Consider the following 23,662-nt stretch of genomic DNA (forward strand, 5'->3'; position numbering starts at 1 on the left):
CAATTCCCTGCTTTTCCTCCTAGGTGTTTTTTATGTTCAAAATCAAATCATTATTTAATTATGTTATTTCAATTCTGTTTATTTTTTGTGTTTTAAACTCGCTGTCTATCTATGCAAAAACAAGCAAACAACTACTCCCCGTTAGTGTTCAGCTTTGGTCTGTTAAAGATGCCTTAAAAGCGGATTTTGATGGCACCCTTTCATCTATTGCTGATATGGGCTTTCAAGGTGTGGAATTTGCAGGTGACTTTGGGCCTTATAAGAACAATCCAAGTGCACTGAAGGACAAACTCGCGAAGCTAAATTTAGTCGCTAGTAGCGCACATATCGGCTTTGATTCCTTAACGGATGACACCTTAGCAGACACATTATTGTTTTATAAAACCCTTGGTGTTTCGATTTTATTTGTACCTTGGGATGAAAGAGCTTGGCAGCCACAAGGAATCATTTCTCTGACCGAACAACTCACTCAGGTTAATGAAATCGCTCAGCGCTATGCTATGCACATCGGTTTTCACAACCATAATAAGGAGTTTAATCAATTCCAAAACGCGACATACTGGGACGCTATTGCCAGTAATACGCCATATACCCTGCCACTGCAGCTTGATATAGGTTGGGTACATTATGCAGGAAAAGATCCTGAATATTTCATTAAAAAATACCCAGGACGAACCCTGGCAACCCACTTAAAAGTTCGCACCCATCCTAACGATGGCTTAAGTCCTATATTAGGTGAAAATGATTATCCATGGCAAAAAATAATAGAAACATTGATTGTTGATGGCGCCACTCAATGGCTAGTCGTAGAGCAAGAAGAATACCCGAATGGGTTAACACCAATGCAAAGCGTGGCTAAATCTAAAGTTAATTTAGATAAGATCCTCGCTAAAATGGGCGAATAAAGTAAACCTACATCATTGATAAAATAACTTATTATACCAATCGTGTTAAGTTACTGACCATTTATAGCGACAGATAAATACAGTGATAACAAGGCATAAATTTTGACATGTAATTGTTCTAATTGAAAAATTATAACGCAGTTAGCGCTTTATTTAGCTCGCTAGAATGGTTAAATATTTAAGTCGATTAGTATTACACCCTCTGACACAAACAGTAGGGACTAACAATAGTACATTAGCTATCTTAGTCCCTATGAACTCTTAATAATTATACATCCCACTCTTTCAGTGTGTCTTTTAAGTATTCATAACGCCATGAGTTAAGTAAATCGGGCTTTGGAGTCTGTTCACGCTCAGCGCTGGTTAACTTCCAATTCCAACTGATCAACTGGTTAATTTGCTTTTTAGATGCAAACACATCTTCTGGAATGGCCTGTTTTTTAGCAACTGCAGTGATTTTTTGTTTAATTTCTTTGGCTACTTTTTTATAACTTGGAAAGTCAATAAGTCGTCTTAGTGGCTCAGGAAAATCTGCAACAGGGATCACTTTAGCTTTTTCAATACACTTTAAGATTTCAACGCCCGAGCGGTTAACTTCGATGCTATCGACTTCTGGCACATTACGCATTGCAGTTAAACTCATTGGTTTGCGTTTTGCCAATTCAACCAAGCAATGCTCTTTTAATACAAAGTTAAGCGCTAAATTTTTGCGTATCGCTTTGTTACGACGCCAAGCCGCAAGCTCTCTTAATACAGCAAGATCCGCAGGTTTTAATTGCCAAGCATTTTTAATGTCTCGATACAGATGTTCATCCGGTGTTTGATAAGCCCGTTTTTGTGCAATCAACTCACTTTCATTGATTACAATATCAAAGAAACCAGCGTCGTTGATTTGTTCAATAATAATTTTAAAGCACGGTAATAAATGAAATACATCAGCAGCAGCGTAATCGAGTTGTTTAATTGTTAGCGGACGCTGTAACCAATTGGTCCGTGATTCGCTTTTGTCGATTTCAATATCGAGTAAATTTTTTACCATATGAGCAAAGCCCATGCAGTTGCCATTGCCTAATAATTGCAAGGCAAACTGGCTATCAAATAAGGGAGCTGGTACGAAGCCTGCGTATTTTTGAAATACTTCAATATCTTCCGACGGTGAATGCAAGACTTTTAACACCGCAGGATCACGTAAAATCTGCCAAAAATCAAACAATGATAGCTCGGCTAGCGGATCGATTAATGCTAAATGTTCGCCGTCATAAACTTGAATAAGGGCAACTTCAGGATACAAAGTACGACGACGCATAAATTCTGTATCAATTGCTAAGATGGGTTTGTTACGGATCTGCTCTACAAACTCATTTAATTGATTTTGGGTTTGGATCAATTGATATTGCACTTAATCTCCTACAATAAAAAAGCCGACATATGTCGGCTTTTTTAGCTTGCTAATCTTTCAAGGCTCGTCTGAGTATTTTGCCAACGTTTGTTTTTGGCAATTCATCCCTAAACTCAACCAGTTTTGGGACCTTGTAATTAGTTAAATTATCACGACAGTGTTTTATTATATCTTTTTCAGTCAAAGATGGGTCTTTTTTAACAATAAAAACTTTAACTTGTTCGCCGCTAACATCATGAGGGATACCAATTGCTGCTGCTTCTAAAACACCTTCATGCATTGCAATCACTTCTTCGATCTCATTTGGGAACACATTAAAGCCAGATACGATGATCATATCTTTTTTACGGTCAACAATATAAAAGAATCCTTCATCGTCATAAGTGGCTATATCCCCTGTGGCAAACCAACCATCTTGCAAACACTCAGCCGTTGCATCAGGACGATTATAATAACCAACCATCACTTGTGGACCTTTAACCCATAATTCGCCCGGCTCACCTTTGGCTGCTTCTTCACCATTATCTAACATCAACTTGATCTCAGTATTAGGTGCAGGTAAACCAATCGAACCATTGTATGAATCTAGATCATAAGGACTGACAGTAACTAATGGCGAACACTCAGTTAAACCATACCCTTCCATTAATTTGCTACTGGTGATCTTTTGCCATTTTTCAGCAACAGGTCGCTGTACAGCCATACCACCACCAAGGGACATTTTCAAACTTGAAAAATCAAGCTCGGCAAAACCCGGTGTGTTCAACAAACCATTAAATAATGTATTTACACCCGTGATCGCGGTGAATTTATGTTGGCCTAATTCTTTCACAAAGCCTTTCATATCACGCGGATTAGTGATCAATAAATTTAATCCGCCATACTTCATAAACGTTAAGCAGTTCGCTGTTAGTGCAAAGATATGATAAAGCGGTAAAGCAGTGACAACAACTTCTTTGCCACGTTCTAACACTTGATCTAAGCAACCAGAAACCTGCTCTAAGTTACCTACCATATTGCCATGGGTCAGCATCGCACCTTTAGAGACACCCGTTGTGCCACCGGTATATTGTAAAAAAGCAATATCAGATAAACACACTTCAGGTTTAATGTAATCTTTTTCGTTCGCTGCAAGTAAGGCTTCAAACTTAATGGGGTTAGGCAATGAATAGCTTGGCACCATTTTTTTAATATGCTTAACAACAAAGTTAACCAAGTGCTTTTTAAAGCCACCCACCATATCACCCACTTGGGTAACAACGATGTGCTTTACTTTAGTGTGCGGCAATGCTTTTTCAAGCGTGTCTGCAAAGTTAGCCAGTATAAAAATCGCTGATGTTTCTGAATCATTTAATTGATGTTCAAGCTCACGTACAGTGTAAAGCGGATTAACGTTAACTACGACACAACCGGCACGTAAAATACCGAGTATTGAAACAGGTGTTTGTAATAAATTTGGCATCATTACAGCCACTTTATCGCCTTTTTTCAATCCCAGCTCTTTTTGAATATACACAGCAACACGTTTTGTTGCTTGGTCTATTTCATCATAGCTCAATGTTTTACCCATATTGGTAAAAGCAGGCAAGTCTTTGTAGTCAGTGAAGCTTTTTTCAAACACTTCTAACAACGAGTTGTAGTGCTCAGGATCGATTGTTTCAGGCATACCCTCTGGGTAGCGCTTCAGCCAAATTTTGTCCACTCTTAGCTCCTGTTCTATTTATAATTTATTTTTATTAAACCTTAAACTAAGTAAGGCAATTTCACAATTGAGCAATCACTCTAATTCGCAAATATTCCCACATTTTGTGCAAATATACAATTAACATGCACCAGTTTGCAGCATAAAGGCATGAATCTGCTGTAAACACTGCTCAGGGCTTTGCATATGACAGTGGTGGCCACCTTCAACTTCATTTACTATTAAGCTTTTGTAATAATTAGCATATTTATCTAAATTATCACTAATAAATTGATACCCTTCACTGCCTAGAATTAATTGGCACGGCACATTTATTTCGCTTATTACCGCTATGCATTGTTGCTCATCAAATCTAAAACCTGAATGATTTTTAAGCTTTGGATCAGTTCTTAGCAGCCATCCTTGTTCAGTTTCTCGTATATTTCTGTCCATCAAAAGTGCTATTAAATCCAAAGGTAAGTCACTTTGTACCGCCCGTGCTTGGTGTATTATTTGTTTTGACTCGTACTGTCGGGGTGCTTTTTTATTTACACGACGTCGATTCAAAATTGCATTTCTAAGCTGCTCAACCACTTTTTCACTGGGTGTTGTGACAACTCCCAGTCCTTCTATCATAGTGACCGTATTTACTTTATCAGGAAAACAGCTGGCAAAAAGACCAGCGGCCATTGCGCCCATAGAATGACCAACCAAGTGTACTTTATTAACCCCAAGTTGCTCGATTAAGTTATAAATATCATCAATGTAATCAATGAAATAATAGTGTGCATCGCTTCCACGCCAATCTGATAAACCATGTCCAGGAAAGTCCACACAATACCAAGTTGCAGTTAAGGTGTTATGTTCTAACATGGGTAAAAAACTATGACAATTATCAAGCCAACCATGTAATGCAATGACAACCTCTTTTCCTTGCCCAAATGTTAGGCCATGAAGTGTTAATGCGCCACTTTGAACTGAAAATGGATGCACTGCGTAATTCCCCTTTGTTTTTAGTTTGTTTAACGTAAAAGACATTTATTTATACTACATTGCGTATACAATGGCACTACATAATAAACAGGGTACAAAGATGAAGAAACAAATAAGCCTCTTGGCATTATTATGCTCAGCAAGTGCATACGCAGAGCAAGCACCAAAAAACATAATTTATATGATTGGTGATGGCATGGGCCCCGCTTATACTACAGCATATCGCTACTTTAAAGATGATCCGTCTACCAAAGAAATAGAAGGCACGGTGTTTGATACAATCCTTAAAGGCATGGCACATACTTACCCTGACGACCATACTTATGTAACTGACAGTGCTGCTGGCGCAACTGCTTTGAGCTCAGGCCATAAAAGCTATAATGGTGCAATTGCAGTTGATACCGATAAAAAACCGGTAAAAACAATGCTCGAAATTGCCAAACAAAAAGGCATGATCACCGCATTAGTTGCAACCTCACAAATCAATCATGCCACGCCTGCAAGCTTCGCTGCACATAATGAATCTCGTCGTAATTACGATGAAATTGCCAATGATTATATTGATAATAAAATTGCCGGAAAACTTCCCGTTGATTTAATGCTCGGTGGCGGTACTAAATATTACATCCGCGAAGACCGTAATTTAGTTGCAGAATTTAAGCAAGCGGGCTATCAATACAGTGATGACTTTAGTGCGTTAAAAGATATTAAGCAAATTCCTGCGCTGGGATTATTTGCTCCAGTTGGGCTTGACTTTGCGTTAGATAATAACCCAACACGCTTAGCACAAATGACCAATAAAGCGCTTGAGTTACTTGATGAAAATAACAAAAATGGCTTTTTTGTGATGATCGAAGGTAGCCAAATTGATTGGTGTGGCCATGCCAATGATATTGCCTGTGCAATGGCGGAAATGGATGATTTTGCTAAATCAATCGAGCAAGCAAAAGCGTACGTTGATAAAAACCCGGATACCTTATTGGTGATCACCGCAGATCACTCAACAGGTGGTTTAACATTAGGTGCGCATGGGCAATATAAATGGGAAACCGAGGTAGTAAAAGGCGTGAAAGCCACAGCCGTTAAATTAACTAAATTAATGTCTGAGTCTAATGATTTAAAAGCCATTTGGACTGCTAACACGAATATAGAATACACTCCCGAAAACCAGATCAAGCTTGAACAAGCAAAAAAACTAGGCGATAAACCACTTAATCTTGCCATTAAAGATATTATCAGTAGAGCCAGCTTCACTGGTTGGACTACCGGCGGTCACACTGCTATTGATGTACAAGTATTTGCCTATGGTAAAGGTGCTGATAAATTTATCGGCTCACAAAACAATACTGATATTGCAGATAAACTGATCGGCTTTATTGAACAGCAGTAACGTTTAACTGGCATGTTGCTTTTCCTTAGGGTAGAGGCTAACTGCAACATTAAAGGTTAATTATAAAAAGCCCAGTCATAATGTATCTGGGCTTTTTTAATCACAGCTGGAGGTAAACTTTTGCCAAATACTGGCACATCAACACAGAGTTAAATTACTGTCTAATTGTTAAGCGTAGATGTCCACACCAATTAAGTTTTGTACTTCAGCTCGGCGTTCTAAATTAGCAAACTCGGTGTAGGTTGAAATAGCACGACTTACTTTGGCTGTCGGCTGGTCATAAATCGTTTGTCGGTAACTAGGTTGGGCAGTGTCACTTTGTAACTTATCAGCCAGCGCAATACCTGCTTGGCTTGATTTAACAAACTCCGCAGACTGTTTATTATCAGCAGCAGATTGCTCCAATAACCCCTGAGGTTTATTAGTGTTGATCTGTCTTGAGGTAATTTTACCGGGTATGTCTCCCGAGTAAAACCCTGAGCCAATAGGTAGATTCAAAGTTGCGTCTCGTTACTTAGGTTATTAAATTATGTGCCAAATTTAATAACCTTGCAAGTTGCTTTATTAATCAGTTTATTCGCGTCCAGGTAATTTTTTCCAGGTTACTGTATCACGTACATATTTAGGTTGAGCTTGCGCAGCACTGACCGTACGTTGCGCACTGAAATCATCGCTAATTGTAGCCAACATAAAACCGGCATCAGGTAATATGATGTCGTTATTGATAGCAATTTGTGGGTTATCTGCCAGTGCCTCAGGGTATGTTTGCCAGCCAGTGCCCACTGCAATCCCTGGTTCGTCTGCAAGAGATAATAATGCTGGTTTTAATACTTGTTCGTCACCTTGTAAGGTCATCACACCATTATCACTGATTCTGTAATGGGCAAAATATATTTCTCCCATACGCGCATCAATAGCACTAAATACACTTTTTTCACCGGTTTGTTGATAAGCTTGCTGCGCCATCATTTGCAGCGTTGACACACCAACTAGTGGCAGTTTACATGCATAAGCTAAGCCTTGCGCAATGGCGACACTAATACGCACGCCAGTGAAACTACCTGGGCCTTGGCCAAAACCAATAACATCTAAATCAGTTAAACGGCAATTTGCCTTAGCTAACAACTGATCAACCAACGGTAAGATTTTTTGACTATGCTGTTGCGGGCATACTTCAAAATGGTGAAATAACTGACCATTATAATTGAGCACTAAAGACAATGCTTCGGTAGAAGCGTCAAATGCTAATAGATTAATATCACTAGTACTGATTGCGTTATTCATGGTAATTATTTCTCTAGTTAATGTGTTCTAAAAATTTACTGGCCACTTGAAGGCTACGTGTGCGGCGCATCGGCGGCAAGCTTTTTAAAAAGACTTGGCCGTATTGGCGTGTCACTAAACGGTTATCGCAAATCACCAACACCCCTTTATCCTTACTATCGCGGATCAGTCGTCCAACGCCTTGTTTTAGTGCAATCACCGCTTGTGGCAGTTGAATATAAGCAAAGGGATCATGTCCTTGTAATTGCGCATCTTGCATTTTAGCTTGGAGCAGTGGATCATCGGGTGCTGCAAAGGGTAACTTATCAATAATAACACAACTGAGTGTGCTACCTCTGACATCAACTCCTTCCCAAAACGACGCAGTACCTAATAATACGGCATTACCATGGCGGGTAAATTTTTCTAAAATAATACGTTTAGACATTTGCCCTTGCATATAAATAGGATAATCAATCTGCGTACTTAGCCCTTCGGCGACTAAATGCATCATCCGATAGCTGGTAAACAATACAAAGCAGCGCCCTTTTGCTGCTTTAATTAAATCGAGGGTAAGCTTAACAATCGCATGAGGCATATTCGCTGCATGTGTTTCAGGTAAATAACGCGGTAAACATAATAAGGCTTGCTGATAATAATCAAACGGACTATCAACCATCATACTTTTGGCAGGCTTAAGGCCTAGGCTTGCGTTAAAATGATCAAGTGCATTATCGACAGATAGAGTCGCTGAGGTGAATACAAAGCCAGCCCCCGTGTCTGCCATCATTTGCGCAAATTTAACTGATACGTTAAGCGGAGTTATATGTACGGTTAAATAGCGGCGTGTTGTTTCATACCAATAACTGTTACCTGTTTGGCTTATATCAAACACCCGCTCTAATTGCCCTTTAAAAGCTAAGGTACGCTCAAATGGGTGTTCTATTTTATCGCTACGGTCTAAACAATGTTTGAGTACTTGATACAAAAAGTCTAAATCGCTGATCACCCTATGTAACGCGGCGCAAATTTCTTTACTTGCCAGCATTTGTCGCCAATCACCTCGGCTACCATCTAAGCCAAATTGTAAGCGCAAGTCTGCAACACTGGTTTCAAGCTTATTTAAGGTTTTACCAAGTTGCAACATATCCGGAATGTCAGAGCGATAAATTGCTCGTAAATCATTAATTAAGTCCACCAGCTTTTTAGTGCTGATACTCTCACCAAAGTAATCACTGGCAATTTCACTTAATTGGTGTGCTTCATCAAATATATAGGCATCAGCTGTGGGAATGAGTTCAGCAAAGCCGGTATCTTTTACCGCCATGTCTGCAAAAAACAAATGATGGTTAACCACTACTATATCGGCATCCATCGCTTTTAAGCGGGCTTTGCGAATATAGCAATCTTGAAAATCAGGACACTCTTTACCTAAGCAGTTATCCGCAGTGGAGCTTACATAAGGTAATACTTTGGCATCTTCTTCGATACCAATACAATCAGCCAGATCACCGGTGTGCGTTTCACTGGCAAATTTAGCCACCATGGCCAATTGATGCATCACATCAGAATCATCGGTCGGTACATGGGCAACATGCTGATTAAGCCGATAAGTACATAGATAGTTACTGCGCCCTTTTAGCAGCGCGGTTTTTTTACTCGCACTAAGCGCTTTGACTAATTGTGGTAAATCACGGTGATATAATTGTTCTTGCAGCGCTTTCGTGCCGGTTGAAATTATTGTTTTACCTTTAGACTTTAGCGCGGGGGCTAAATAAGCGTAGGTTTTACCTGTACCAGTGCCCGCTTCAACCACTAATTGCGAGCGGTTTTTTAATGCATCACTCACCGCAACCGCCATATCGATCTGCGGTTGGCGAGGCGTATAACCATCTAAAGATTGCGCTAACGGACCTGCTGCACTAAAAAGCTGTTTGATAATAACGATCGCTTTGCTAAAAATAATAGCGGGATTTTACGTAAGCATAGCCCCAAGGGCAAGTGAATACGCAAAGCAAATAGCAAAGGAGCAATGCCCCTTTGCTATTGTTATTATTGTGCGTTGATCGTTAAAGTAATACCACTTGCCGCAGTATAACCTTGTAAATCAATATACCAAGCACCAGCTTGGGGATTGCTAATAGTACAGCTTTCATTATTACCATTTTTATAAGGTCGACATTGATATGTTGACGTTGATGACGGCGAACCGAAATTCACATACAGATCAGCATCCCCGCTACCACCTAAAATAGAAATATTTAACGACGCGTAACCCGCACTGATATTTTGACTAAAGCGAGTCCAACCTCCTGTTGCCACACTGACATTCGTCTCGGTACGATTAATCGGTGTCGGTACATTATTGTCACCATCATAACTACCCGTTAAGGAAACACCGGTAATAGCGCTCCATGCTTCAACCATGACATGATATGTACCTGATTGTATATTACTAATAGCGCATGCTTCATTACTGCTTGAATTAGTGCTGTTACAGTCAAAGTCTTGTAAAGTAGGCGATGCGCCAAACTTAACGTATAGATCAGCATCGCCACTGCCACCTGCTGTAGTAAAGTTTAAATTACTACTTCCTGCAGGGACTGCTAAGGTATAAAAAACTTGCTCTTTAGCAAGCGCATTAATTCCAGACACTGTGACACCATTTTCCAGTTCATTGTCAGTGGGTGGTACTTCATAGCCGGCATTTTTAGCCAGTTCAGCTAAGTAGCTCACCGCAAGTTTGGCAAATTTACTCGCATGATCAGCATCAAAATTACTGTCGTTTGCAGTATGGATTAGCGGGTTAATATCAGCCATGCGCGACTCAAATGGCATTGAGGCGGCAAAGCCCTGCTGATACCACGAAGCATGATCTGAACAGCCATATCCACACTGATCAAAACCATAACTTAGGGTGGGTAAATAAGTGTCGATCAATTGTCCCAAAAACTGATTTTGGCCGCTGTTAGTATAATCTGTCATCATCACAATATCATCGCTACTGCCATGATTACCGGTCATATCAAATTGCACCATACCTACCACATTTTTGCCCTGTGATTTATACGCCGTTGCAATCGCTTTTGAACCTCGCAGCCCTACTTCTTCAGCTGCAAAACCCATAATTTGGATTGTTCTTTGTGGTTGATAGTTATTATCTACGATTGCCCGAAGCACTTCTGACAAGACCGCAATACCGGAGGCATTATCATCCGCACCGGGCGCTCTACCATTACTAGGATTTGATTGATTAATTGAATCTAAATGACCGCCAACAATTACTATTTCATCCGCTTTTTCGCTGCCTTGAATAGTCACAATTACAGATGATTGCGACCAACTATGGCTAAAGTAATCAACACTAATATCAGCGCGGTTGCTCGCTAACTGTTGCCAATAATCTTTTAACCATTGAGATGCATCAACTCCACTTTGTACTGAGTAATAGCGATTATTAAAAGCACTCAACGAATTAACGGTATTGGTTAGATCATTAGGACTAATGTTATTGATCAGTGTCTGTACCGTTTGCGCATTATCTATTGTGTAGTTAATAGCCAAACTGTTGATTGACTGATTCTGTACTTTAGCTAATTGCTCAGTATAAAGCTGCGCCTCAAGCAATGATTCATGTGCTACAAAGCCACCGCAACGATGGTAATTGTCGTGCATAAATTCACTTAAATTAGCCACTTCAGCCTGTTTAATACGCATAAAATCAACAGAAGATAAGCTGGATGCTTGTGGAGCGAGGAGCTCTGTACTGTGTTTATGAGCTGTTTGGTTTAATTTGTAATGTTTAGCTGCTACAGGGTCAATACTTACCCAAATACTGTCAGGCTCTTGTGCTATTACCAGCTGACTTACCAATAATGACACAGTGCCAAGCAGGACGCTTGGTGCAAAGATATTCATAACAGTTTCCTTTTTTTCTGTGTTTACCCAAATTCAGACTCTGAAAATATAAGGGGAAAAAAGGGAGCGAATGCTCCCTTAGGTGAGGGATTAGTTAGCCGTTATTGTTAACGTTACGTCACTTGCCGCGCTGTAGCCTTGTAAATCAATATACCAAGTGCCCGCTTGTGGAGCAGTAATTTCGCAACTTTCGTTGTTACCATTTTTATATGGTCGACATTGATAAGACGATGTTGATGATGGCGAGCCAAAATTAACATACAAGTCTGCATCACCAGAACCACCCGCTATAGCGACATTCAATGTTGAATAACCTGCGCTTAGTTCTTGACTAAAACGAGTCCAACCACCTGAGCTAACACTTACATTGGTTTCAGTACGGTTTATTGGTGTACTACCCGTATCACCGCCATCAAAACTCCCCGTGAGTGAAACGCCCGATATTTGGTTCCAGGCTTCAACCATTACATAGTAAGTACCTGCTTGAACATTGCTGATAGCACAGCTTTCAGTGCTGGTTGAAGTCGTGCTGTTACAGTCAAAACTATTTAGTGTTGGTCTTTGCGCAAATTTTACATACAAGTCCGCATCACCACTGCCACCTACCGTATTAAACTGCAAATTAGTGGCATTAGCTGGTACTTCTAAGGTAAAGAACAGTTGCTGTTTTTCTGTACCACTGATCCCAGTGCGTGGCACGCCATTGCTAAGTGGCTCGTCAATTGGTGGCTCTACTCCTCCACAACTACTGCCAGGGCTTAAATTTGACGTTACACCCACTGCCGCAAGTGCGCTTTGTACATCACCTGGGCTGTAATCTAAATCACATGCCGCATCCATTACGCCATTCCCTGCCAAGTCCCAATTGGTACTAGCGGTCCAATATAATTGGTTTGCACGCGCCATAACCTCAAAAGCTTTTCTAGTATCCCAACCAGCTTTAGTTGCTAAGTTATAGAATGCTTTATTAAATACACCGGAGCTGTAATGTACATCCATCCCAGAATAATAACTCGATTGGTTATCAATTGAACTACCATCTTGGGTCGGGTTATTCATGTAACGCAATGCACCATTGCCTTTGAAAATTTCTTGGCCAACTAACCAATCATTAGTGCCTAGCATATAAAACTCGGCAGCTTCACCAGCCATATCAGAAAACGCTTCATTCAAGCCGCCCGATTTCCCACTGTATACAAGCCCTGAATTTTGCTCAGTAAAACCATGGCTAACTTCATGAGCAGAAACATCTAAACTAACTAATGGATAAAAGGTATTTTGACCATCACCAAAAGTCATTGCTGATCCGTCCCAAAAAGCATTTTCATAATTACTGCCGTAATGAACACGCATTTGCAATTGAAAAGACAGCGGAGGAGAACCAATCCAGTCGTTATACATATTAAAAATGACATTACCAAAGTAGTGCGCGTCATTTAATGGCGAATAAGCGCCATTTATTTCCTTAAAGGTGTTTTCGGGGCAAGTAAAGGAATACGCTGAAGAGCCACTGGTGCCACCATTTAAATTAATGGTTTTAACATTTGCGTTATTCATGGTGCAAGTGTTGCCTGATTGCGACACATCTAAACTACTAAAATCAGTTCCGTAAATGTACTTTCCTGTTTTTAAATTTCCACCAGGGCCTGTAGCATTGGCATGTTGAAGGTTATCAAAGCTATGCAAAACCTCACCAGAATTCGCATCAATGATCTGATAAGGTCGAGAAGGATTAGCACCATAAGTAACATACGATACTTCATACACTAAATGTGCGACATGTTGCGCATCAAGCCAAATCGCTAAACGCGATTGTTCATTGTGTTTTTTAAGGCTTACTGATTTAGCCGCTGCGGGGGAGTTTTTTAACCCCTGTGTAATAGCCATTTTTTTACTGAGTTTTGGCATCACTGAGCTTATATCGCTACTAATATCATATACAGCAGCACCATGAGCGCGTTTTAATTGGCCATTATTATCAAACGTTAAACTCACAGTATCACCAATGACTGGTAATCCTTGATACTGTTGTTGATAACGCCGAGTCGTATCACCATTATTACTTTTTACTTCTTTTAATACGACTAACTCATTACCTGCATCCAAACCAACTAACTGGATTGGGCTTGCCATAAGTACCGATGACGCACTATTTTGCAAAGCTGTAGTTAGGGCTGCTTGCTCATTCAGATATTGTTTATTTGCAGCTACTGCACTTGATACTTGCGTTACCGCAAAAGCAGCAAGAGTTGCTAATGTGATTTTAGATAAATTCACGTTTACGCTCCATTTAAATTGTTATTTATTTAATATTTTTGTATTAAACCGGCACTACCCGTTCCCGATTCAGATTCAGCCTAGACTGTTTTTACTGAAATTGAAAATTAAACAAAAAATTAACAAATGCGAAAGCTGAAACACTCTAAAACAATGACTTAACCTTAAATTGTTAATTAAAAAACAAAAGAAACCCAGCAAATGTAAATATATGGATACATAAAATTAACATTTACTTGCATTTCATTTGTCTTTATTATTGGTAATGTATTAAATGTCATTTCTGCTCAGACCTATAACTGCAGTGATTATGTTGATTGACAACAGAGCTATATATGTAGATAGCAAACTGCAAATATTGACGATTAGCAAAGAAGCTATTGCGGTTTAAAAGCAGTAATGTCGATAAAGTCTCAAACAAAACCATCAATTAATTTCGTTGTTGCTACCTGAGTAGCAAAAACGCCTCTTAAAAGTGTAATTATCAGCATTGTCGCGGTGACATTTCAAAGTCTCAGGAGTAACATACCCGCGCGAAAGTACATTCCCTTTTGCTCATTCCAATATATTATTTAAGGTCAAACAATGAATGCTTGGTACCTCATTTGTTTTTTATCTGCATTAGCGATTTTTATCGCATTTGCTAACCAGTATATCCTCAAAATGCAAACCACTATTGCCATAACAACTGGCTCAGTAGTGATTTCATTGTTATTAATACTCGCGGTAAAATTATTGGGCGATTCAACCGCACTGGAGATTACACAAATAGTCTCAAGTATCGATTTTAATCAATTATTACTCAAAGGCATGCTCGGCTTTTTACTGTTTGCAGGCGCACTGGAAATTAACCTTGCGGCACTCAAAAAACAACGTTTTGAAATTACCGTACTGGTGTTATTTTCGACCTTAGCCTCCACCTTTATCATTGGCTTTTTAAGCTTTTACTTATTTGCCGCGTTAGGCTTTGCGGTGCCTTTTATCTATTGTTTATTGTTTGGTGCATTAATAAGTCCAACCGATCCAATTGCAGTGCTTGCAATTATTAAACAAATGCGTGCCCCTGAAGGCATTTCTGTGCAAGTTGAAGGTGAATCATTATTTAATGACGGTATTGGTTTAGTTATTTTTACCACTATTTTTGCCGTGGCTTTTCTCGACACTGAAGCCAGTGCAGCAGGCATTGCAGAGCTATTCTTTGTCGACGCACTGGGAGGGATTGCATTTGGTTTAGTGATTGCGTTAGTGGGTCATTATCTGATCATCAACAGTCGTGATGTAAATATTCGCTTGTTACTAACCTTAACTATACCGACAGCAGGATTCGCCGCTGCCAATATATGGGAAATATCTGGCGCACTGGCGATGGTAACTAGCGGTATATTGTTAGGTAATATAACCCGTACTAAAGCGACAGAGCGCACCGGGCCTGAAGACACTCGCTACGTAAAAGACTTTTGGCACGCCACCGATAGCTTTTTAAATGCGTTGTTGTTTTTGATTATCGGTATGCTAATTGTCACTATGCCCATCAGCCTAGCTGAAATTGGTTTAGGACTACTAATGGTGCCTGTAGTATTACTTGCTCGCTTTATCAGTGTTGGCGCACCGTTTGTGGTATTTAAGAAATTTAGAAAATACGACAAACACTCAGTTAAAATTTTAACCTGGGGCGGCCTGCGCGGTGGCCTTGCTTTAGCAATGGCTGCGGCAATTCCTCGTGATCAAGTATTTGTGGGCGGCTCTGATTTACATAACCTGCTTGTTATTGTTACCTACGTTGTGGTGATATTTTCGATTATTGTGCAAGGGCTCACTATTTCGCCGTTAATTCACAGTAGCATTAGTGCCAAACAACAAAACTAACATTTAAACTTACTTCTGGCGCCGCGAGCTAATGCTTACGGTGCTAGAATTAGTTATGCATTTCCTATGCATAAGATCCTATAAATATTACGCCCATGTGTCTAAATGGGTTTCGTCTTCCTCGTCTGTTTTGCGCTCTTTCTTAGCTGTTTCAAGCTTTTCTTTAGGCAGTAGTTCTTTGCGCTCCAACTGACGTTTTTGCCGCTTTTCACGTTCAATTCGCTGCGCGTTCGAATCTTTTAGCCCCGCAATATGAAAAGCGCCTTTCGACTCAAGTTGCAAACGAGTGATCTGCCCTAAATAAGGGATCATAATATCCATACGTTCCTCCTTTGGTTACTCTTATCATCGGCCGTTATAGCTTATTCTTTAATTTATGCAAAAAAAACTTGCCAGCTTCCCCACAAATGTGTTTTTCTATATGTGAAATTTACTTAAACAGATTAAACACTTTTGTTTACATGAAGCAATGATAAAACGAAAGTTATTTAGGATATATTATAATGCGCTTAAACCTGACAACAGTACATCATCACCACCATTCACCGGAATAACCTGTCAGGTCTTTCGCTGAGAGGTTATTCCTAAAAGGAACCTCTGGCGAGTCAACATACAATGATTCATTTTTCGCCCTGAGGTTCCCTCGGGGTTTTTAGTTTTTAAATTAAAGGAAAAATGAATAATGAGTAATAGCAACCGTCTACGTATCGCCATCCAAAAAGGTGGCCGCCTTTCTAAAGATTGCCAAGACTTACTAAAACAGCTAGGTGTTAAACTTAACTTGCGTGAGCAACGTTTGATTGCCCACTCAACCAATATGCCGATTGACGTACTACGTGTGCGCGATGACGATATACCCGGTCTGGTAATGGACGGCGTGTGTGATTTAGGCATAGTAGGCGAAAACGTACTCGTTGAAGTACAAGCTGAGCGCCAGCGCCAAGGCGTACCAAGTGAAGTAACTAAACTGTCTAAACTTGATTTTGGCTACTGTCGCCTTGCACTTGCATGGCCGTCAGAACTTGGCAAGCAAGATAAAAGCTGGTTTGAAGGCAAACGCATTGCTACCACCTACCCTGAAATCTTAACTCAATACTTAAAGCGTGAAGGCATAAATGCCAGCACAGTAATGCTGACTGGATCTGTAGAAGTCGCACCACGTGCAGGACTTGCTGATGCAATTTGTGATTTAGTATCTACCGGTGCCACACTTGAAGCCAACGGCCTTATGCAAGGCGATACTATTTTAGAATCAAACGCCTGCCTTATCCAAAATAAAGATTTACAAGATGCTGACAAACTAGCGCTTATCAACAAACTTATGCCACGCTTACGCGGCGTGAGACAAGCCAAAGAAAGCAAATACATCATGCTGCACGCGCCAAAAGATAAACTGGATGAAATTTGCGATATTTTACCAGGCTCTGGCCAACCAACGGTATTAGCTCTTGCTGGCTCTGATGAGTACGTAGCCCTGCACATGGTGAGCAGTGAAACATTATTTTGGGAAACAATGGAGCAATTAAAAGCGCTAGGCGCCAACTCTATCCTCGTTATGCCAATTGAAAAAATGATGGAGTAGATCAATGTTGCGCTGGAATGAGGTTTCCAAAGATGCACAAGCAGCGGCGCTAATGCGCCCTGCTGTTAGTGCAAGTGTGGAAGTAGAAGCTATTTGCCAAGCAATTATGGCAAACGTAAAAGAGCAAGGCGACACAGCCTTACTCGACATGGCTAAGCAATATGATAACCGCGAAAATCCGCGCTTATTAGTGCCGCAAAGTGAGATCAATGCCGCTGAGCAGCAGTTAAGCGCTGAGCTTAAATACGCGATAGACACAGCCTACGCTAATGTAAAACGTTTTCACCAAGCACAGCTACCCAAAGATATTAAATTGTCGACTCAGCCCGGTGTGTTATGTGAACTAAAATACCAAGCCATTGAAGCTGTTGGAATATATGTGCCAGGTGGCAGTGCGCCATTGCCTTCATCAGTGATCATGCAAGGTGTACTGGCGCAGCTAAGTGGTGCGACAACCGTAGTGTTAGCAACACCGGTGCAAGGTGATTTACCGATAAACCCAGCAATTTTATATGCGGCTAAACTATGCGGTATCAAAACAATCGTAGAAAGTGGCGGCGCAGGTGCAATCGCCGCAATGGCTTATGGTACAGACTCAGTGCCCAAGGTGAATAAAATTTTTGGCCCGGGTAACAGTTTTGTGACTATGGCTAAACAACTAGTAGCTCAGACCATTCCAGGCATGGCGATCGATATGCCTGCGGGCCCATCTGAAGTGTTAGTGATTGCCGATGAACGCGCAAACCCTGAATTTATTGCCGCTGATTTATTATCTCAAGCTGAGCACGGCGCTGATTCGCAAGTAATTTTACTGTGTAACAGTGAACGTATGATTGCCCGCACCGAGCAAGCTATTGAACGCCAATTAGCCAAACTATCGCGTCAAGATATTGCCGCAAAAGCATTGGCTAATTCATCGCTTATTTTGGTTGATTCAATCGAGCAAGCATTTGCTGTATCAGCACAATACGGCCCTGAACACTTAATACTGCAACTGGCTGATGCCAACCCGTATTTAAACAAAGTTAAAAATGCAGGATCTGTATTTGTGGGTGACTACACGCCAGAATCTGCTGGTGATTATGCCTCTGGTACTAATCACGTATTACCAACCTATGGCTACAGTGCCACTTATTCAAGCTTAAATTTACTTGATTTTTTTCGCACTTATACCGTACAAACCATTACTCAAAATGGTTTAAAAAACTTATCAAAAGCAATTTTACCATTGGCTGATGCAGAAGGACTTGATGCCCACGCAAATGCCGTTAAGGTGCGTTTAGAGGCGATGAACAATGAGCAATAATCCTTTATTACCGGCCAATATTGATGCATTAGCAGCATATAGCTCGGCAAAAAGTGAGAAACTAACCGGCACAACGTGGCTTAATGCAAATGAAAGCCCGTATGTTAAAAGTATCGATATCAGCATTAATGATTTAAATCGCTACCCTGATCCGCAGCCTATGAATGTTATTAACCGCTATGCTGATTACGCAGGACTCACTGCTGAACAAGTACTTATGACCCGTGGTGCGGATGAAGGTATTGAGCTACTGGTACGCACCTATTGCCAACCAGAGCAAGATTCGGTTGCTTTATTTTTACCTACGTACGGCATGTACAAAGTCACCGCCGACACTCACAACGTAGCAATAAATGGCTTAAGCCAAGCATTATTACTCAATGGTACTGTTGATGAAATAATCAACGCTGTTGGTAATAGCAAATTAGTGTTTATTTGTAATCCAAATAACCCAACAGGCAGCTTAACACCGCTTGAAAAAATAAAGGCTATTGCAACAGCACTTGCCGATAAAGCACTGGTCGTTGTGGATGAAGCTTATATTGAATTTTGCCCAGAGCAAAGTGCAAGCAAACTCATCAACGAATTTGCCAACATAGTAGTACTTAGAACGCTCTCTAAAGCATTTGCGTTAGCAGGCCTGCGTACAGGCTTTACTCTTGCCCAATCGTCAGTACTAGCGCCAATCCGTAAAGTGATTGCACCGTATCCGGTATCAACGGTAGTGGCAAGCATTGCTGCAAATGCACTCAGCCCAGATGCCATTACTTCAATGCGTCGCCAAGTAAGTATTTTAAATGCACTAAGGGCAAAGCTAAAGCTGTGGCTCGAAGCCTCCCCTGCCGTATTACAAGTGCTCAGTGGCGAAGGAAACTTTGTCACCCTAAAGCTCGCCGATAAAAACAGCTTTAATATCGCACTTGAGCAAGGCTTAGTTATGCGTGCTTTTACTTTATACGGCGAAAACGATTGGCTACGTATTTCAATCGGCAGTGAGCAAGAACTAGAACAAGTAAAAATATGGTTAGATGGCCTAAGCCAATCAGCCACTTTTAAAGAGCAGGAAGTATCATGAGCAACCCGTATTTATTTATCGACCGTGATGGCACTATTATTGAAGAGCCAATCACCGACAAGCAAGTAGACAGTCTTGAAAAGTTAGCGTTTTTACCAAACGTGATCCCTGCTCTTTTGCAATTACAAGGCGCAGGCTATCGTTTAGTGATGGTGTCAAACCAAGATGGCTTAGGCACTGACAGCTTTCCAACGGCTGATTTTGATATTGCCCAAGATAAGATGATGGCTATTTTATCAAGCCAAGGCATTAAATTTGACGACGTATTAATTTGCCCACACTTTAATGAGCAAAATTGTGATTGTCGTAAGCCAAAAACAGGGTTGCTTACCGAGTTAATGCGCTCAGGTAAAGTCGATTTAGCACGCTCATTTGTGATTGGCGATCGCCAAACAGATATTGGCCTTGCACAAAACTTGTGTTGTGAAGGTATTTTGTATGACGGTGATTGGAATGCAATTGTCACTAAACTTACCACCGCTGATCGACAAGGCCGCGTGACTCGCAACACTAAAGAAACGCAAATTGATGTAAAACTCAATTTAGATCAAAGTAAAAATGGCGAGATCAGCACTGGCCTAGGCTTTTTTGATCACATGCTTGATCAAATTCGCACCCATGCCAATATTGGCCTTGATATTCAAGCCAGCGGCGACTTGCACATTGACGAGCACCACCTTGTTGAAGATATCGGCATTGCCCTTGGTTTAGCGCTTAAACAAGCCCTTGGTACTAAATCACAAATTGCTCGCTATGGTTTTGCCCTACCGATGGATGAATGCAAAGCAGAGGCACAAATTGACTTGTCAGGTCGTGCTTCGTTTGTATTAAACGCTAACTTTAGCCGTGAAAAAGCCGGTGATTTAGACGTACAAATGGTTGAACACTTTTTCAAAAGCTTAAGCGACAATGCAGCGATCAGCTTAATATTGTCGGTTAGCGACGGTAACTGTCATCACCAAGTTGAAGGTTTATTTAAAGCGTTTTCTCGCGCTTTACGTATGGCCATTGCCGCTGACGCCAGCCAACAAACAGCAAGCTCTAAGGGGTGTTTATGATTGCCATAATTAACACCGGTTGTGCCAACATAAACTCTGTACGCTTTGCTTTTGAGCGCTTAGGGCAAACGCCAGAAGTGATCACCTCGCCAGAGCAACTTAAAAACTTTGAACGCGCCATTTTACCAGGTGTTGGCCATGCATCTGTTGCTATGAAGCGCTTGGTAGAAGGCGGTTGGCAACAGGCAATCAATGAATACCAACGCCCTCTGATGGGAATTTGTTTAGGCATGCAGTTACTGTGCGAAAGCACTGAAGAAGGTAATGTGCAATGCCTTGGCAAAATACCTGGGCACGTTAAAGCACTTGATGTGGGTAGTTTAACGTCTCCGCACATGGGTTGGAATAACCTCACCGTTAATCGTGAACATGCTTTAACCAAAGGCCTTAATGCAAACAAGCAAGTATATTTTGTGCATAGTTTTGCTCATACCGTGAATGATGCAACATTGGTTAGTGGCGAATACGGGCAAACCTTCTCAGCGATTGTTGCCAACGATAACTACGCGGGTATGCAATTTCACCCTGAACGTAGCGCTAAAGTCGGCACTCAGTTATTGCAGAACTTTTTAGACTGGCAGCTATAAATAAAGCGTATCAACACAAATTAATAAAGAGAATTCAAGTGATTATTCCAGCATTAGATGTATTACAAAATCAAATTGTGCGCTTATATCAAGGTAAATACGATACCGCACAGTTTTACCCGTTTGAGCTTGGTGCGCGCTTACAAGAGTACGCACAAAGCGGCGCAGGTAAATTACACCTTGTTGATTTAGAAGGCGCACGCGATCCTAATAAAAAACAATGGCAACACATTCAAGCAGCCACCAAAGCACTAAACGTACCGTATCAAGTTGGTGGCGGTATTCGGACAGAACAAGACGTAAGCGACTGGCTTAAAGCCGGTGCTAACCAAGTAGTAATTGGCTCTATGGCGGTTGAAAAACGCGATGAAGTAAAAAACTGGATTGAAAAATTCGGTGCCAAGCACTTTGTTATCGCCCTCGACGTTAATAAAGCCGATAATGGCTGGGCCCCTGCCACTCACGGTTGGTTAAGTGAATCAGAATTCGGCTTATTTGAATTAGTAGATTTTTATGTAGCACTGGGTGTAATTGACTTTCTATGCACGGACATCAGTAAAGACGGCACCATGACTGGTCCTTCGTTTGCATTGTATGAAGACTTAATAAAACACAACAGCAATATTAAAGTACAAGCGTCTGGGGGTGTAAGCTCGCTTGATGACATTAAAAAGCTCAAAGAGCTTGGCGTAGGCGGTGTTATTTTAGGTAAGTCACTGCTTGATGGCGCATTTAATGTAGAGGAGGCGTTGGCATGTTATCAAAGCGCATAATCCCGTGTTTAGACGTTAAAGACGGCCAAGTAGTCAAAGGCGTTAAATTTAAAGGCCACGAAGTGGTTGGCGACATATTAACAATGGCTAAAGCGTATAGCGAAGCCGGTGCTGACGAACTGGTATTTTATGAAATTAGCGCCAGTGTTGAAAAACGCCTTCTCGATGTAAACTGGGTAGAGAGCATAGCACGTCATATTGATATTCCATTTTGTGTTGCAGGTGGTATTAAATCAGTGGCTGATGCAGCGCGCGTATTAGAACGCGGCGCTGATAAAATCAGTATAAACAGCCCTGCTATTGCCCGTCCTGAGCTTATCAAAGAACTACATGATGAGTTTGGCAAACAATGTGTCGTTGTCGGCATTGATAGCTTTTACGATGAAGTAACTGGCGAATATTTAGTGTATCAGCTTACTGGCGATCCTAATGCGTCAAGTCGCACCCGTTATAAAACCGAAGAGTGGGTAAAACGCGTGCAAGACTTAGGCGCAGGCGAAATCGTACTCAACTGCATGAACCAAGATGGCGTACGTAATGGCTACGATAACCAGCAGCTGTCTAAAATGCGTGCTTTGTGTGATATTCCACTTATCGCCTCAGGCGGTGCTGGCACCATGCAAGATTTTGTCGATGTATTTAAACAAAGCCACGTTGATGGCGCACTGGCAGCCAGCGTATTTCACAAAAATGTGATCAATATCGGCGAATTAAAACAATATTTAATAGATAACCAAGTGGCGGCGCGACTATGCAACTAACCAAACAAAACCTTACCCAAGTTGATTTTACTAAAAGCGAATTGATCCCTGCCATCGTGCAAGATGCCCGTACTGGGGTTATTTTAATGCAAGGCTTTATGAATCAAGAATCGCTGGAAGTCACCTTTGAAAAGCAAAAAGTGACGTTTTACTCGCGTTCAAAAAACCGTTTATGGACCAAAGGCGAAACCTCTGAGAATTACTTAGAAGTGGTGTCTGTTCATACTGATTGCGACTATGACTCTATTTTAGTGCTGGCTAACCCACTTGGGCCAACTTGTCATTTAGGCACACAAAGTTGTTTTGGTGATGCTGCAAAACCAAGCCTAAGCTTCTTAGCGCAGCTTGAGCAAGTGATTGTATCGCGTAAAAACGACGACCCTGAAAAAAGCTACACCGCCTCTTTGTTTGCTAAAGATTTAAGCCGCAGTTGTCAAAAAGTGGGTGAAGAAGGCGTTGAGGTCGCTTTAGCTGCAATGAAACATGATAACGAAGAGCTAACAAATGAATCCGCTGATTTGATATATCACTTAATCGTATTGCTACAGCGCCAAGGTCTAGAGCTACAAGACGTAGTAGCGTGTTTGCAAGGAAGACATAAGTAACTATTAAAATACTAATTAAGCGCTGAGTTATACTTAGCGCTTTTTAAATATACTTAAGGAATGAATTCAAAAACATTGCTTAGTGCCATGTCCAGTTTTAGTGCAGAGGATCATCCGCCTCACGCCCGTTACTTACATTCAAGTCATAGGTAAGATCTTAAGAAATTGAGTTGAAGCTCAATTCATGATCAAATGGTTGTTACCACACAAACCACAGAATCAA

At 41.0% G+C, this 23,662-nt stretch carries 20 protein-coding genes; 11 read left to right on the forward strand and 9 right to left on the reverse strand.

What is annotated here, in order from left to right:
• Positions 1–32 precede the first annotated feature (32 nt).
• Entirely contained in the window at positions 33–905 is an 873-nt protein-coding gene (locus tag H5162_RS09990) for a sugar phosphate isomerase/epimerase (protein ID WP_182760404.1), read from the forward strand.
• A 268-nt stretch (positions 906–1,173) separates the two neighbouring features.
• On the opposite strand, the gene rnd is transcribed toward H5162_RS09990, so the two are convergent.
• The 3 genes from rnd to H5162_RS10005 form a co-directional block, all read right to left on the reverse strand.
• Positions 1,174–2,304, reverse strand: coding sequence for a ribonuclease D (rnd, locus tag H5162_RS09995; RefSeq protein WP_182760405.1), 1,131 nt, complete (start codon positions 2,302–2,304; stop codon positions 1,174–1,176).
• A 49-nt stretch (positions 2,305–2,353) separates the two neighbouring features.
• Positions 2,354–4,006, reverse strand: a complete 1,653-nt coding sequence (gene fadD / locus H5162_RS10000) for a long-chain-fatty-acid--CoA ligase FadD (RefSeq protein ID WP_145235691.1) — start codon at positions 4,004–4,006, stop codon at positions 2,354–2,356.
• 120 nt (positions 4,007–4,126) lie between these two features.
• Positions 4,127–4,978: an alpha/beta fold hydrolase gene (locus H5162_RS10005; protein WP_182778408.1), complete on the reverse strand. Its 852-nt coding sequence runs from the start codon at positions 4,976–4,978 to the stop codon at positions 4,127–4,129.
• A 100-nt stretch (positions 4,979–5,078) separates the two neighbouring features.
• On the opposite strand from H5162_RS10005, the gene H5162_RS10010 reads away from it, so the two are divergent.
• A complete protein-coding gene (locus H5162_RS10010; RefSeq protein ID WP_182734183.1) occupies positions 5,079–6,368 on the forward strand; it encodes an alkaline phosphatase in 1,290 nt (429 codons plus the stop codon).
• A 168-nt stretch (positions 6,369–6,536) separates the two neighbouring features.
• Here the strand turns inward: H5162_RS10010 and H5162_RS10015 are convergent, their stop codons facing one another.
• The 5 genes from H5162_RS10015 to H5162_RS10035 all read right to left on the reverse strand — a co-directional run bounded on the left by H5162_RS10015 (position 6,537) and on the right by H5162_RS10035 (position 13,826).
• Positions 6,537–6,866: a hypothetical protein gene (locus H5162_RS10015; protein ID WP_149980212.1), complete on the reverse strand. Its 330-nt coding sequence runs from the start codon at positions 6,864–6,866 to the stop codon at positions 6,537–6,539.
• A gap of 75 nt (positions 6,867–6,941) precedes the next feature.
• Complete coding sequence (gene tsaB / locus H5162_RS10020; RefSeq protein WP_182732282.1) at positions 6,942–7,652, reverse strand: tRNA (adenosine(37)-N6)-threonylcarbamoyltransferase complex dimerization subunit type 1 TsaB; 711 nt, start codon at positions 7,650–7,652, stop codon at positions 6,942–6,944.
• A 13-nt stretch (positions 7,653–7,665) separates the two neighbouring features.
• Positions 7,666–9,492 (reverse strand): ATP-dependent DNA helicase, encoded by a 1,827-nt coding sequence (locus H5162_RS10025; RefSeq protein WP_220493580.1) that lies wholly within the window; start codon positions 9,490–9,492, stop codon positions 7,666–7,668.
• Between the two features lie 191 nt (positions 9,493–9,683).
• Positions 9,684–11,549 (reverse strand): M28 family metallopeptidase, encoded by a 1,866-nt coding sequence (locus H5162_RS10030; RefSeq protein ID WP_182778410.1) that lies wholly within the window; start codon positions 11,547–11,549, stop codon positions 9,684–9,686.
• 90 nt (positions 11,550–11,639) lie between these two features.
• Positions 11,640–13,826 (reverse strand): pre-peptidase C-terminal domain-containing protein, encoded by a 2,187-nt coding sequence (locus H5162_RS10035; RefSeq protein WP_182778412.1) that lies wholly within the window; start codon positions 13,824–13,826, stop codon positions 11,640–11,642.
• Between the two features lie 585 nt (positions 13,827–14,411).
• Between H5162_RS10035 and H5162_RS10040 the strand changes: the two genes are divergently transcribed.
• A complete protein-coding gene (locus H5162_RS10040; RefSeq protein ID WP_145235717.1) occupies positions 14,412–15,692 on the forward strand; it encodes a sodium:proton antiporter in 1,281 nt (426 codons plus the stop codon).
• An 87-nt stretch (positions 15,693–15,779) separates the two neighbouring features.
• Here the strand turns inward: H5162_RS10040 and H5162_RS10045 are convergent, their stop codons facing one another.
• Positions 15,780–16,013, reverse strand: a complete 234-nt coding sequence (locus H5162_RS10045) for a hypothetical protein (RefSeq protein WP_149980207.1) — start codon at positions 16,011–16,013, stop codon at positions 15,780–15,782.
• A gap of 361 nt (positions 16,014–16,374) precedes the next feature.
• Between H5162_RS10045 and hisG the strand changes: the two genes are divergently transcribed.
• Genes hisG through hisIE form a run of 8 tightly spaced genes read left to right on the forward strand, consistent with a single transcriptional unit; the run spans position 16,375 to position 23,439 of the window.
• A complete protein-coding gene (hisG, locus tag H5162_RS10050) occupies positions 16,375–17,274 on the forward strand; it encodes an ATP phosphoribosyltransferase (RefSeq protein WP_145235723.1) in 900 nt (299 codons plus the stop codon).
• Between the two features lie 4 nt (positions 17,275–17,278).
• Entirely contained in the window at positions 17,279–18,580 is a 1,302-nt protein-coding gene (gene hisD, locus H5162_RS10055) for a histidinol dehydrogenase (RefSeq protein ID WP_149980206.1), read from the forward strand.
• The gene (gene hisC / locus H5162_RS10060) at positions 18,570–19,655 is read left to right on the forward strand and encodes a histidinol-phosphate transaminase (protein ID WP_182778414.1); all 1,086 of its coding nucleotides are present in this window, start codon (positions 18,570–18,572) and stop codon (positions 19,653–19,655) included. Before hisD ends, hisC begins: the two co-directional genes overlap by 11 nt.
• Positions 19,652–20,713: a bifunctional histidinol-phosphatase/imidazoleglycerol-phosphate dehydratase HisB gene (gene hisB, locus H5162_RS10065; protein ID WP_145235732.1), complete on the forward strand. Its 1,062-nt coding sequence runs from the start codon at positions 19,652–19,654 to the stop codon at positions 20,711–20,713. The genes hisC and hisB overlap by 4 nt, the downstream gene beginning before the upstream one ends.
• Positions 20,710–21,300, forward strand: coding sequence for an imidazole glycerol phosphate synthase subunit HisH (gene hisH / locus H5162_RS10070; protein WP_182760407.1), 591 nt, complete (start codon positions 20,710–20,712; stop codon positions 21,298–21,300). The genes hisB and hisH overlap by 4 nt, the downstream gene beginning before the upstream one ends.
• 38 nt (positions 21,301–21,338) lie before the next feature.
• On the forward strand, positions 21,339–22,073 hold the full coding sequence (locus H5162_RS10075) for a 1-(5-phosphoribosyl)-5-[(5-phosphoribosylamino)methylideneamino] imidazole-4-carboxamide isomerase (protein ID WP_182734177.1): 735 nt from the start codon (positions 21,339–21,341) through the stop codon (positions 22,071–22,073).
• The gene (hisF, locus tag H5162_RS10080) at positions 22,055–22,834 is read left to right on the forward strand and encodes an imidazole glycerol phosphate synthase subunit HisF (RefSeq protein WP_182732287.1); all 780 of its coding nucleotides are present in this window, start codon (positions 22,055–22,057) and stop codon (positions 22,832–22,834) included. Before H5162_RS10075 ends, hisF begins: the two co-directional genes overlap by 19 nt.
• Positions 22,825–23,439: a bifunctional phosphoribosyl-AMP cyclohydrolase/phosphoribosyl-ATP diphosphatase HisIE gene (gene hisIE, locus H5162_RS10085; protein ID WP_182734175.1), complete on the forward strand. Its 615-nt coding sequence runs from the start codon at positions 22,825–22,827 to the stop codon at positions 23,437–23,439. The genes hisF and hisIE overlap by 10 nt, the downstream gene beginning before the upstream one ends.
• The last annotated feature ends 223 nt before the right edge of the window (positions 23,440–23,662 follow it).

The sequence above is a fragment of the Pseudoalteromonas sp. SR41-8 genome (assembly GCF_014163915.1).
In the GTDB taxonomy this organism is placed as follows: domain Bacteria; phylum Pseudomonadota; class Gammaproteobacteria; order Enterobacterales; family Alteromonadaceae; genus Pseudoalteromonas; species Pseudoalteromonas rhizosphaerae.